This is a genomic window from Micromonospora sp. NPDC051006, from assembly GCF_044456245.1.
GTDB lineage: Bacteria > Actinomycetota > Actinomycetes > Mycobacteriales > Micromonosporaceae > Micromonospora.
The window spans coordinates 74,677-87,237 of the sequence record NZ_JBITFP010000017.1 but is presented as its reverse complement, the minus strand read 5'-3'; the positions used below and the strand labels follow the sequence as shown (position 1 = coordinate 87,237).

The window sequence follows — 12,561 nt, the reverse complement described above, 5'->3', positions numbered from 1 at the left end:
GCCCGGTGCGTGGGGTCTGCGCGCCGCCCTTCTCCGCCTCGGACCACTGCTTGAGCAGGCCGCCCTTGAGGGTGGTCGGCAGGATCTCGGCGAGGTAGTGCGCGGAGAGGTATTCGCCGCGGTTGGTCAGCGATTCGAAACTCATGCTGCACTCTCCGGAGACGGAACGAGGACCGCGAGCATCCGCAGCAGCGGGTCGCCGGCGGTTTCCAGGCGGGCGAGCAGGTCGCCCTGCTCCTGCACGGTGGCGTGCACCCGCTGGCGACGCTTCTCGCGATTGGCGGAGGGAAGTTCGTCGAACAGGCTGGCCTGCTGGAAGCGCTCCAGCTGCGCTCGGTATGTGCGCAAGGGCTCGGCATTTGCCTCGGCCCACTCGTCGCGTTTGGCGGCCAGGTGCTGGCGGGCCACGTCGACGGCCGGTGGGAGGAGAGACTGCAAGGAGTCCAGCGGGATCGCCTCGGCCCGGTTGACCATCGCCGGGCCGACGTTCGCCTCCCGCAGCACCTCGTCCATCGGGCGGATCGTCGGCTCGCCGGGGAGCCCGGAGACGGCCATCCACTGCACGACGGTCGGCTGGCCGAGGCGGTTGGCGTAGACGCCCTGGATCAGGAAGACCGGCCCGGTCACGTCGGCGGTGAGCACCGGGGCCTGCTGCCGGCCGAGCCGGATCAGCACCTTGTCGACCAGCCAGTCGACCATCGGGTGCACGTCGCTGAGGAAGGCGATCTCCGGCCACATCGGGGTCTTGCTCTGCCGGGACTGGTCGAGTTTGCGTTGCGCGAGCGGGCGGTCGAAGGTGACCTTCAGCCGCAGGTCCTCCCCCTCCCGGTGAGCACGCAGGTAGGACCTCGGCAGGTCCGACAGCCGGTGCACCAGATCATCGGGGGCGAGGAAGGTCAGCAGCTCATCCTCGCGGCGCAGGTCGATGGCGTCCTCGGGGCGGTCGTCGTAGATCTCGTACAGCGCGGCGTCGACGAAGTCGCGGGTTGAGTCGAAGAGCTTCGGCACCCGGGCGCGCGGCACGTCCGCCGTCACGGGCGCGGTGCCGACCTCGGCCATCAGGTCGGCGAGCACGTCGATCTCGACGCCGCCGTCGTAGGACTCGTCCACCGTCTTGCCGGCGAGCAGGTCCCGGACCAGCCGGTCCTCTTCCGCCTTGGCGTCGTAGAGGCCGGTGACCGCCTCGACACTGCCCAGACTGCGGTGCGCCACCCCCTCCCGGTCGAGCAGTTTCTCGGCGACGGTGCGGTCGTCCTTGGCGTCGGGCACCTCGGAGGTGAGGATCAGCGCGCGGAACTGCGGCTGGTGCTTCTGCCCGTACCGGTCGACGCGGCCGTTGCGCTGCTCGATCCGGATCAGGCTCCACGGGATGTCGTAGTGGATCAGGTGGTGGCACTGCTGGTGCAGGTTGACGCCCTCGGAGGCGACGTCGCCGGTGAAGAGCAGCCGGACCTCGCTGCCGGCCAGCTCGAACTCCTGGAGGATCGCCTGCTCGTCCTTGTCGGCGACCCCGCCGTGCAGCACCCGCATCGCGGTCGGCTTGAGGCCGAGCATGCCGGGCACCACCTCGGCGAGCCACTTGAGGGTCGGCACCCGCTCGGAGAAGACCACCGCCCGGGTATCGCTGCCCCGGCCGACGCCGATCTTCCGCAACTCGTCGACGAGCCGGTTGAGCTTGCTGGAGTCCTGGTCGGTCATGGCGGAGGTCAGCTCGGCGAGCCGGTCCAGGGCCGCCCGCTCGGTGCCGGTGACCTTCTCCTTCTTCCGCCGCGCGGCCACCGTCTCGTGCAGGGCCCGGTGGGAGGAGAGGAAGGACTTCAACAGCGTGTACGGGAAGAGCCGGTGCTGACCGGTGATGGCCTCATCGCTCCACTTGCCGGCCAGCCAGACCTCGGTCAGCTCGGCGAAGATCTGCTCCTCGACGGGCTTGGCCGCGCAGTGCACCGCCTGGGAGGGGCCGCGCTCGGCCCAGCGGTCGCCGATCTGGTCGCGTACCTCCGGGCTGATCTTCGTCCGGCGCAGGTAGAGGTGCTCGATGTCGCTGGCCTGGTAGGTGTCCTCGTTGGCGATGGCCGCCGGGTCGAGCAGCGAGATCAGCTGCGCGAACGACTTCTTGTCACCGTTGTGCGGGGTGGCGCTGGCCAGCAGCAACGCGTCGGTCTTCGCGGCGAGCCGGCGGGCCAGCTCGTTGCGCTGGGTGCCCTTGTTGATCAGGTTGTGCGACTCGTCGATGACCACGACGTCCCAGTTGATGGCGTCGAGGTGATGGCCGAACTGGCCGGCGTCCTTGAGGGTATCGACCGAGATGATGGCTCGCTTGAAATAGGTGAACGGGTTCCGCCCAGCCGGGATCTCCTGCTGGATCCGCTGGATGCCGGTCGAGTCCAGCCGCACGAGCGGGATCGCGAAGCGGGTCCACAGCTCCCGCTGAAACTGCTCCAGCACCTGCTGCGGCGAGACCACCAGGATCCGGTCGCCCCGGCCGCGACGGATCAGCTCGGCGAGGATCAGCCCGATCTCCAGGGTCTTGCCCAGGCCGACGACGTCGGCGAGCAGGATCCGCGGGCGCAGCCCGGACAGTGCCAGCTCGACCGGGCGCTGCTGGTAGGTGAGCGGGTCCAGCAGGAACCGGTCGGCCAGGGCGAGGCCGCGCTCGGTGCGGGGCAACGGAGTCCGCCGCAGCACCGCCTCCAGGAAGAGCCGGCTCTGCCGGAACCGCGACGAGGTGTCCCGGATCAGGACGGTCTCCTCGGGCCGCATCGCCTGGACGTCGTCCAGCTCGGTGAAGAAAGTCGCCTCGACGTCCTGCACGAACTCGGACACGCCCACGGCCTTGATCATCGCGCCGTCGGGGGTGTCGGTCTTGACGCTGCGAACCAGCCACTCCTCGTCCCGGACGACGATGCGTGAGCCCGGGGCGTAGGTGGTGGCGGACTGCGGGGTGGTCATCGGTGGAGCCTTCCTACAGGGTCGAGCGGCGGGCGTATTGGCGGCGCATCTTGTCGACCAGCCATGTCACGTCGGCTCGCGTCTTCGTCGGCAGTTCGGGGTCGACCTTTGTCGGTACCGGATCCGGTGTCGGCTCGGTCTTCTCGCTGGTCGTCTCGCCCTCGGGATCCTGCTGCGGGTCCGTCAGGTTCGGCGGGATCAGGAGTTCGGTGTCACCCTCGTAGGTCAACTCGCCGACCTCACGCCGCAGGTCGGCGACGCTCTTCCCACTTGCGGCCGTGGCAACCGCCAGCAGGCGGGTGCGAACGGCATCGAGGCTGGGCCGCGCGCTCGGGTCGAACGCCAGCATCGCCCCGAGCAGCGGGACGAGGTCGACCGGCACGCCGTTCAGGTCCGGCAGATCACCCGGCTCGCTGATCCGCAGCAGCAGGTTCCAGGAGTTCGTCGGCGGGTAGAGGCCGTGCCCGGTGAGCGCGAAGACCAGCGTCGCGGCCAGGCCGTAGATGTCGACCGCAGGGGTCAGGTCCCGCTCGCCTGTGACCTGCTCGGGAGACATGTAGGCGGGCGTACCGACGAATGCGCCCGGTTCGGTGAGGTAGTCCTCCCGCTCAAGCAGCACCGCCAGGCCGAAGTCGATGAGCTTGGGTCCCTCGGGGCCGAGGATGATGTTCTGCGGCTTCAGATCCCGGTGCAGCAGCCCTACCTGGTGCACCTTGGTCAGGCCGTCGGCGAGCATCGCGCCGATCATCGCCACCAGCGGCAGCGACAGCGGGCCGCGGGCGTCGACGTGCTGGCGCAGCGTCGCGCCGGGAACGTACTCGACGGCCAGCCAGGCTGGGTCGGCGTAGGCGTCGGCGTCCTCGAGGCGCGCCACGCGCGAGCCGTAGACCAGCTTGAGGCTCTCCACCTCGGTAGCGAACCGGTCCCGCACGGTTGGCGCCTCAATGAGGTGCCGCTTAATGACCTTGATAGCGACCCGGTCAGCGGTCGGCGAGACGGCGAAGTACACGTCTCCCATGCCGCCCGAGCCGAGCGGCTTCACCAACTGATAGTCACCGATCTTGCCCAGCGTCATTCGTCCCCCTCACGATGACACCCACGCACCGTGTTGCATCCACCCTCACCGGCCCCACGCCGGGTGAAGGCCTGACCGTACCCTGCTCGAAGATCATCGGGATAGCGACCGCATGGTGCGTTGTGCTGGTCGAAGACGTCATCCTTCGCTGGCTCCCCGAGCTCACCGGGACCCGCCCTCAGGACGGAGCGCGCCGCGGGCCAGGCCGTCGGCGGTGAGCTGGACCAGTTCCGCACCCAACGTAGCCGCCTGTCGGATTGCCGACTCGAAAGCATCGAGGCGCCGGAACGCCTCCCCGTGCGCCCGCTGCTCGTCCAGCGGTAGCCGCCGAACCTGCGCCCGCCTGATGTCGAAGCGCAGCGTGCCCGACAGGCTGGATGCCTGTTTCTCATTGGCAGACGTGCGCAGCTGCCCAGCGAGGAACCAAGGGTCGAGCGCAGCCGGGTTGGGGCGCAGCAGATAGAGGTTGCGACCGAGCAGTGCCCCCTGGGCGGTGATCACCCGGGCGGTGAGCGTCCGGGCGATCATTGGCACCACCACATCGCCGACGGCGAGCGGGATCTCCTGGCCGAGCCGCTCGTCTGCCTGGCCGGTGGCGTCGACCCCGGCCAACACGTCCGGCACAGTGAGCACCGGCGGCCCGCCGGCTGGCCCGCCGCCACGGTCAGAGGATGAGCCGGCCCGGACCGGACCGATCAGCTGCAACGCGCCGCTGCGGGCCAGCTCAGCGACCGTCACGACAAGGGGGGTCGTGCCGTTAGGAGCGGGCGCGACCTGCGGTATCAGCGCCGGCAGGTCGCCCACAATCGCGGCGAGCCGCTCTCTGGTGCGTACCAAATGCTCGCCGGTCTGCTCGCCCCCGACGGCGGGTTGCCGACGGGCGGGGGCGAGGTCGACCTCTTCGTCGAGCAGTTCGATGACCGGTACCGCGCGGGCGAAGCCGACCTCCTCGACGTCGGCGTCGGGTGCGGCGGCGAAGGCCCGCCAGGCAGTGAGGACCCGCGCGGACAGTTCGGAAAGGTCACCCTCGGCGGCGTCAACCAGCAGCGCCCGCGCCGGTGCGGACGCGTCGGCCGCGGGCCGCCGCAGCACCCACAGGTGCAGCGGTACGCCGTGCGGCGCGGCCACGCCGCTGGGGAGCGCGATGACGGCGCGCAGCGCGCCACGTCGCAGCAGCTCGGCGCGGATCCTCCGGCCCGCGCGGCGGCCGGCCGCCGCGGGCGGCATCAGGAGTACGGCGTGCCCGCCGGGTCGCAGGTGGGCCAGCGCGTGCTGTACCCAGGCCAACTCCGGTTCGGTACGCGGTGGGACGCCGTACTCCCAGCGGGGGTCGTAGCCGAGTTCCTCGTTGCCCCAGTTCGTGACACCGAACGGTGGGTGGCAGATGACCGCGTCGACGGTGCGGCCGGCGAAGGCGTCGGCGCGCATTGAGTCGCCGGGGCAGACCTCGCCGGGCACCTCGCGCAGGGCCAGCCAAAGCCCAGCCAGCCTCGCAAGGTCCGCGTCGAGCTCCTGTCCGTAAGCCGAGGTGCAGCCGGCGCGGACGGCGGCTCGCAGCGTGGCGCCAGTGCCGGTCGCCGGGTCGAGAACGGAGCCGCCACCGACGCCGGCTAGCCCAACCATCAGGTCGGCGAGGTCATCGGGGGTGGCGAACGGGCGGCCGGGGCCGGGGGTAGAGAAGCGTTGCCAGAGTTCGTCGAACGCAGCCTGCGGTCCGAGTTCGTCCGCGAGCGCGTCGATGTCGGGACGCGAGTCGGCAACGGACGTGCTGATGCGGCCTGGTCGCTGGCCGCGCTGGCGGGCGAGCAGCACTGCGCCGGCGGCAGCGAGTGCGGTCGCCGGGGTTTCCCCGGCGGCGGCGAGGTGGCGCCACAGCCGGTCGGCCCGGGACAGCTCGGGGAGTTTGCCCTGCCCGCGCAGCCATTGCTCGACCTCGGCGAGGTCGAACTCTGGGCTGGCGCTGGTGCCACCTACCGGGGTCGGGAAGTCGGGATGGCGTTTCCGCCAGTTGCTGACGGCGGCGCGACCGACCCCGGCGAGCCGGGCGATCTCCGCTGCCGTGATGGTCGGGTTCACCTGCACCTCCGAAGTGTGTCACACCCGTCAAGCATCATGCCTGTTGACAGAGTTCACGGACAATGCTCTTATTGACGCCGCAACGTTCACATCAGGAGGACAACAATGCGCAAGACCACCACTCTCGCCCTGATCGCCACCGCCGTCGTCGCGCTGGGCTGCGGCTCCGGGGCCACCGACAACGCCAGCAGCTCCGGCAGCGACGAGGGCGGCGCCAAGGGCGAGGAGAAGGCGGCGAAGACCGCCAAGATCGGCCAGCCGGCCCGGGACGGGAAGTTCGAGTTCACTGTGAAGTCGTCGAAGTGCGGCGTCGCCAAGGTCGGCAGCGACCTGATCGGCGACAAGGCGCAGGGCCAGTTCTGCCTGGTCACCATGAACGTCAAGAACATCGGCAAGGAGGCGCAGCTGCTCGACGGCAGCAGCCAGAAGGCTTACGCCGCGGACGGCACGGAGTACTCGTCCGACACCGAGGCGGGCCTCTACGCCAACAAGGAGCAGAGCACCTTCTTCGAGGAGATCAACCCCGGTAACCAGGTGACCGGCGTGTTCGTCTTCGACATCCCGAAGAAGGTCAAGCTCACCAAGCTCGAACTGCACGACTCGGCCTTCTCCGGCGGCGTCACCGTCGCCCTGAGCTGACCTCTCCACCATCCCGTCGGGGCGGGCGAACCCGCCCGCCCCCTCTTCTCCCGGGCTTCCGCCCGTCAACAGCGTCAGTTCACAGAGGAGCACTGTCGTGACCGACCCGACCACCTCGAGCCCGGCCGACGAGCCGGCCAACCAGCCGCAGCCGGTGGATGAGCCGCACGCGTTGCCGCTGGGGCCGCCTCCGCCGGCCGGCGCCGCCGTACCGCCCCTGGACGCGACCGTGCCGACGGTCGACACCGCGCTCGCGTCCACCACCTCGCCGAAGCGCTCCAGCGGCCGGGCTTGGGTGGTCGGGGGCCTCGCCCTTGTCATCGCCCTCGGCGCCGGGGCGGTGATCGGCGCGGTCGCCGGCGCCGACGCTGACCCGGACGCCATCGCGGCGTCGCCCGCTCCGAGCAGCGCGGCCCCGACCACGGCCACCCCGACGACCGCCGCGCCCACCACGGCGGCGCCGACCAACGCCGCACCGTCGCCGACGAAGACCACTCCCCCGCCCAAGCCGAAGCCGAAGTCCTACAAGACCTTGAGCGAGCGGCAATGGAAGCTCATCGCCAAGAACCCCGACGCGTACATCGGCAAGACCTACGTGGTCTTCGGCCGGGTGACCCAGTTCGATGCCGCGACGGGTGTCGAAACCTTCCGGGCGGACGTCGCGCACCGGCGGATGGCCGCCGAGTACGACTACGAGACGAACACGATGCTCACCGGGTCGGCGTCGGACCTGGACAACCTGGTGCAGGACGACATCTTCCGCGCCAACGTCACGGTGCTCAGTTCGTTCAGCTACGACACCCAGATGGGCGGCGAGACGACTGCGCCGCTGCTCCAGGTCGACTCGATCAAGGTCCTCTGACCAATCCCCCGCTCACGAGACGTCAGGAGGCGTCGTGCGTCCCGATGAGTTCCTGCGCGCCCTGGACCTGCTCCCCACTCCCCTGCACGAGCGTGCCGTCGCGCTGCGCGTCTACGCGAGGGTGGCCCGGTGTGAGGAATGCCAGCGGATCGGCGATGGTGTACGGCTCGCCCTCACCGCCGCGCACTACGACGAACTCGGCTCCGCCGCGCAGCTGCTCGACTCGGCAGAGCAGCAGGCCGCCCGGCACGGCTCGGCGTGCCGGATCCAGCCGGACAACCAGTGCGGTCGCGGCCAGGTCGGCCGCTGGGCAGGAGCATCCGCCGCCCTGGTCGCCGCGACCGACGCCAGCTGGAAGGGGCGCGTCGGCGGGATCGGGTACGTCGTCAGCGACGGTCGCTACGGCCTGCGCAGTCGGGGCACCGGGCGGATGGACCCGACCGGTGTCTCGCGAGTCCTGATCAACGAGTTGCGGGCGGTCGAGTTCCTGCTGTCCGCGTACGACGAGGCGGCACCGGGGATGACCGTGCTGCTGGACAGCCTGGTCGCCCTGCGGTACCTGCGCCGGTGGCAGGCCGGTGAGACCGATGCCATGCCGGCCGGCTACAGCCTGCGGCCTCGGAGGTGGTCCGCCCAGCCGACGCTGGTACGGCTCGCCGAAGTGGTGAGCCGACGGTCGGATCTGTCCTTCGAGCACGTCAAGGGGCACAGCGGTCACGCCCTCAACGAGGCCGCCGACGCTTTGTCGCACATGGCCCGCCGACGGATCGACGAGCCCTTCGACGTGCGGCCGCGGGCGCACGCCCTGGTCGACGCCTTCCTGCAGGACTGGCACACGACCGTCACCCATTGACCGGCCCCCCGGCGCCGGCGGCCGCCAATTCTCACGCCCGGAGGCGACGATGCTTCTCCCCCCGCACGACGCCGCCGTTCTCTCGGCGGGCGCCTCGACCCTTCGTCACGCCGGTTCCCGCCCGCTCACGCGGCGGGCCGGTCTCTGGCTGATGATGGCCGCGCTGGCGGCCGTCACCCTGACCGGCTGCGGCAACGGTCAGAAGGCAGCCCAGAGCGAGGCCACGGCCATGGTCAGTCCGTCGGCCTCTGCCAGCCCGTCCCCGACGGCGAGCCCGACGCCTCCCGCGGACCGGGACGGCGACGGGCTGCCTGACGCCACCGACACCTATCCCGACGACCCGAAGAACGTCCCCCAGCAGGTTCCGATCACCGTCGACTGCGACACCGGTCAGGCCTGGTCCTCACAGCTCACCATCTCCCCGGGCCAGGACGGGCGACCCGACTTCACCGAGGTTTGGCTGGCCAAGCCGGCCTCGTGCGAGGTGGAGGGCGTCATCACCATCGTCACCGCCACCGAGAAGGCCGCCTACAAGACCTCGGGCTACGACGACGAGGACATCTCGCCGCTGTACGAGATCTGCGCAGCGGTCGATCCGGACGACGTCTACGCCGAGACAGGTTTCGCCGCCAGCCGCGAGCAGATCCCGGAGATCAACGCCTCCCTGACGCTCTGCCCCACCCATCCTTACGCGAAGAAGTGGCGCGAGACGGTCAAGCGCGGCCAGCGCGACGTGGATCTGGAGGCGCAGGGCCGGCTGTTCGGGCCTGGCACGTTCCGGGTTGGGAAGGAGATCAAGCCCGGCACGTACGTGACCACGGACGTCGAGGGCTGCTACTGGGAGCGGCAGAACCGCTCCGGCGACATCATCGACAACTACTTCACCAACAGCGCCCGCCGGGTGCAGGTGACGATCCGCTCCTCCGACTACGCCTTCAGCTCCGAGCGGTGCGGCGAATGGCGCCCCGCCCGATAGCAGAGCCGGCGCAGCTCGACAGCACTCGCCCCATCACCTGATTCGTCCACGACATCAGCTCGACAGCGTCTTGGACCTCGCACATCCACCGCTCATCCCGGGCGGGGTGGCACGCCTGCCGCCCCGCGGACACCTCGCGCCTGGAGACGACCATGCCGCTTCCCCACCAGCACCCACCCGCCACGTCGACCGTCGGCAGGGACAACACCGAACCCCTGGTCGAGCTGATCTTCAACCGGCTCGCCGATGACCACGTACCCGACGACTGCGCCGAGCTGGTCCTTGCCGCGCTCAACGGCGACGACGATCTGGCCGCGGCCCTCGCTGGCGGGAAGACGGCCCTGGGTTTGCCCGCTCGGACCATCGACGAACCGCCGGCGCAGATCTGGCTCTCCTCCATCACCGTCGCCGGGTTCCGCGGCGTCGGCCCGGAACGCACCGTCGAGATCGACCCCGGGCCGGGCATCACCCTGGTGGTTGGCCGCAACGGCTCCGGCAAGTCGAGCTTCGCCGAGGCGGCGGAGCTGGCGCTGACCGGCGACAGCGCCCGCTGGGCCGACCGCAACAGCGTCTGGCGTACCGGTTGGCGTAACTTGCACACCCCCGACCCGTGCTGGATCGTGGCGAAGCTGCGGATCGACGGTGTGGCGAAGCCGGTGACGGTGACCCGGTCGTGGCCGCTCGGGGCCGGGCTGGCGGACGCGGAGGTCACCGTCACCAGTGAGCGGGGGCGGCACGTCGATCTGGCCGAGTTGGGGTTGGCACGTCCGCTGGAGCTGTACCGGCCGTTCCTTACCGCCGCCGAACTGGGTCGGCTCAGCGCGGGTACGCAGAGCCAGCTGTTCGACGCGATCTCCGCGATCCTCGGCCTAGAGGCGATCACCGAGGCTGACCAGCGGCTGATGGCCGCCGCTCGGCCCGTCGACACGGCCATCAAGGAGGTACGCGCGCAGCGCTCGGTGCTCGCCGCCGGCCTGGGTGAGGTGAACGACGATCGGGCCCGGCGGGCCGCCGCACTGCTGACCAAGCGTGGTGCGGTGGACGTGGCAGCGCTGACCGCGATCCTCGACGAGCCGGAGGACGACACCGCCGACGGGCCGTTGCGGCTGTGCCGGCGGCTGGTCGAGCTGACCCTGCCGGAGCCCGAGCAGGTGACGCGGCTGGCCGCCCAGCTGACCGAGGCCGCCGACGAGGCGCGGCGGCACGACGGCGGGCGGTCGCGGGCCGCGCTGCGTAGTGCGGAGCTGCTGCGCCTGGCCATCGAGCAGCACGAGGACGCCGGCGACGGCCCGTGCCCGGTCTGCGCCGGCGGCGTCCTCGACAAGAACTGGCGGATGACCGCTGCCGCGTCGCTGAACGAGCTGCGGGATCGCAGTCTCGCCGCGCAGGCGGCGGGCAACCGACTGACCGCGCTGCTACGGCAGGCCCACCACCTGGTCGACGACCTGGCGATCCCCGACGCCGACGACATGGTCACTTCGGGCAACGCGGACGCGGCGCCGAGTGGCGCCGTACGGGAGCTGGTGACCAGCCAGCACCACGAGGTGACCGCGTTGTTCGCGGCGGTGAGCGCGCTGCGGGCCGTACCCGGTGAGCCTGCGGAGTTGGCCGCGCACCTCACCGCCCGCTACCCGGCGGTGGTGGACGCGGCGCGGGCGGCCCGCGCGTACGCCGAGGCGTACCTGCGGCAGCGGGACACCGGTTGGCGGTCGGCGGCGGCCGAGCTGCGGGCCTTTGTTGACGTCACCGGCCGGCTGCCGGAGCGGGAGGCGACGGCGGCCCGGTTGAAGGCGGCGCGGACCTGGCTGAAGAACACGGCGGCGGATCTGCGCAACGAGCGGCTGGCGCCGTTCGCGGAGCACTCGCAGCGGATCTGGGCACAGCTGCGCCAGGAGAGCAACGTCGAGCTGGGCGCGATGACGTTGGAGGGCAGTAACACCCGGCGGCGGGTGGCCTTCCCGGTGAGCGTGGACGGCGCCGACAACGGCACCGCGCTCGGGGTGATGAGCCAGGGTGAGATGCACGCCCTGGGGCTGGCGACGTTCCTGCCGCGCGGCTGCGCGCCGGAGAGCCCGTTCCGGTTCATCGTCGTCGATGACCCGGTGCAGAGCATGGACCCGGCGAAGGTGGACGGGCTCGCCCGGGTCCTCGCCGAGTTGGCCGAGCAGCGGCAGGTGGTGGTCTTCACCCACGACACCCGACTGCCGGACGCGATCGGCCGGCTCGACCTGGGAAAGGCGCGGATCATCGAGGTGACCCGCGCCGAACGATCGGTGGTGACGCTGCGACCCGGCTCCGACCCGGTGACCCGCTACCTGGACGACGCGTACGCGCTGGCGCGCAACGACGAAATCACCGCTGAGGTCCGCGGACCGGTGGTGGCGGAGCTGTGCCGCTCGGCGGTGGAAGCCGCCTGCCACCGGGTCATCTGGCGGACGCGGGTGGTGCGGGGTGTGCCGCACGCCGACGTCGAGAAGGCCATCGAGGACGCCTCCCGTCGCGTCGCCACCATCGTCGCCCTCGCCGCCTTCGACGATGCCGACCGGGGTGGCGACGTGCTCGGCTGGCTGAGCCGCCGGCACGGTCCGCGGTCCGTCAACGCGTACAAGGCCTGCCGGGAAGGCGTACACGGCGCCTATCTTGCGGACCTGCCCGGGCTGGTCGCCGACGCTCGTCTCCTGACGGCGGCCCTGTCGTGACCGCCCCGACGCCCGAGCGGTGCCTGGCGGCGGCCGACCAGCTGCTGCGCGGCGCCGGTGTGCTCGGTGCCGCCGCGGTCACCGCCGGATGGTGGCCCCGGGCCTGTGCCTGCCTGATCCGGCTCGCCCTCGAAGGCGGCATCGACGCCTACTGGCGTCGGGCCAAGCCGACTGTGGCCGCCTGCCGGCAGGGCCGCGCCAAGCAGCTGATGCTGCGCAGCCGGCTCGGTCCCGGCGAGGAGACCGCCCGCCGAGTGGCGTTCGCCTGGTCCACGCTCTCGGCCGCCGCACATCACCACTGCTACGAACTCGCCCCGACCGCGGCGGAGCTGCGCCGCCTGCACACCGAGGTGAGCGCCCTGCTCACCCGACTTGAGCCCGTCAACCGCTCGCACACCAGCTGACAACCGATCCCGCCACGTCGACCTGAGG

9 protein-coding genes are annotated in these 12,561 nt (G+C 71.0%); 6 read left to right on the top strand and 3 right to left on the bottom strand.

The features are described from left to right. Nucleotides 1-141: 141 nt before the first annotated feature. The 3 genes from ACIBBA_RS23435 to ACIBBA_RS23425 all read right to left on the bottom strand — a co-directional run bounded on the left by ACIBBA_RS23435 (nt 142) and on the right by ACIBBA_RS23425 (nt 6,106). The gene (locus tag ACIBBA_RS23435) at nt 142-2,949 is read right to left on the bottom strand and encodes a helicase-related protein (RefSeq protein WP_396700101.1); all 2,808 of its coding nucleotides are present in this window, start codon (nt 2,947-2,949) and stop codon (nt 142-144) included. Nucleotides 2,950-2,962: 13 nt separating this feature from the next. Then, on the bottom strand, nt 2,963-4,024 hold the full coding sequence (locus ACIBBA_RS23430) for a serine/threonine-protein kinase (protein ID WP_396700100.1): 1,062 nt from the start codon (nt 4,022-4,024) through the stop codon (nt 2,963-2,965). 162 nt (nt 4,025-4,186) lie between these two features. Beyond that, nucleotides 4,187-6,106 (bottom strand): N-6 DNA methylase, encoded by a 1,920-nt coding sequence (locus ACIBBA_RS23425; protein WP_396700099.1) that lies wholly within the window; start codon nt 6,104-6,106, stop codon nt 4,187-4,189. Nucleotides 6,107-6,205: 99 nt separating this feature from the next. Between ACIBBA_RS23425 and ACIBBA_RS23420 the strand changes: the two genes are divergently transcribed. The 6 genes from ACIBBA_RS23420 (at nt 6,206) to ACIBBA_RS23395 (ending at nt 12,533) form a co-directional block, all read left to right on the top strand. Further along, nucleotides 6,206-6,739: a DUF4352 domain-containing protein gene (locus ACIBBA_RS23420; RefSeq protein ID WP_396700098.1), complete on the top strand. Its 534-nt coding sequence runs from the start codon at nt 6,206-6,208 to the stop codon at nt 6,737-6,739. 97 nt (nt 6,740-6,836) lie between these two features. Next, nucleotides 6,837-7,601: a hypothetical protein gene (locus ACIBBA_RS23415; RefSeq protein WP_396700097.1), complete on the top strand. Its 765-nt coding sequence runs from the start codon at nt 6,837-6,839 to the stop codon at nt 7,599-7,601. A 34-nt stretch (nt 7,602-7,635) separates the two neighbouring features. After that, nucleotides 7,636-8,454, top strand: coding sequence for a ribonuclease HI (locus tag ACIBBA_RS23410; RefSeq protein WP_396700096.1), 819 nt, complete (start codon nt 7,636-7,638; stop codon nt 8,452-8,454). Nucleotides 8,455-8,503: 49 nt separating this feature from the next. Further along, nucleotides 8,504-9,430 carry a hypothetical protein gene (locus ACIBBA_RS23405; RefSeq protein ID WP_396700095.1) on the top strand — a complete coding sequence of 309 codons (927 nt, stop codon included), beginning with the start codon at nt 8,504-8,506 and terminating at the stop codon, nt 9,428-9,430. A 152-nt stretch (nt 9,431-9,582) separates the two neighbouring features. Beyond that, nucleotides 9,583-12,129 carry an AAA family ATPase gene (locus tag ACIBBA_RS23400; RefSeq protein ID WP_396700094.1) on the top strand — a complete coding sequence of 849 codons (2,547 nt, stop codon included), beginning with the start codon at nt 9,583-9,585 and terminating at the stop codon, nt 12,127-12,129. After that, entirely contained in the window at nt 12,126-12,533 is a 408-nt protein-coding gene (locus ACIBBA_RS23395) for a hypothetical protein (protein ID WP_396700093.1), read from the top strand. Before ACIBBA_RS23400 ends, ACIBBA_RS23395 begins: the two co-directional genes overlap by 4 nt. Nucleotides 12,534-12,561: the final 28 nt, after the last annotated feature.

Excerpts from the sequence above, each read along its gene's own strand:
- ACIBBA_RS23435 (WP_396700101.1), bottom strand. The coding sequence starts at position 2,949 with ATGACCACCCCGCAGTCCGCCACCACCTACGCCCCGGGCTCACGCATC.
- ACIBBA_RS23430 (WP_396700100.1), bottom strand. The coding sequence starts at position 4,024 with ATGACGCTGGGCAAGATCGGTGACTATCAGTTGGTGAAGCCGCTCGGC.
- ACIBBA_RS23420 (WP_396700098.1), top strand. The coding sequence starts at position 6,206 with ATGCGCAAGACCACCACTCTCGCCCTGATCGCCACCGCCGTCGTCGCG.
- ACIBBA_RS23405 (WP_396700095.1), top strand. The coding sequence starts at position 8,504 with ATGCTTCTCCCCCCGCACGACGCCGCCGTTCTCTCGGCGGGCGCCTCG.
- ACIBBA_RS23400 (WP_396700094.1), top strand. The coding sequence starts at position 9,583 with ATGCCGCTTCCCCACCAGCACCCACCCGCCACGTCGACCGTCGGCAGG.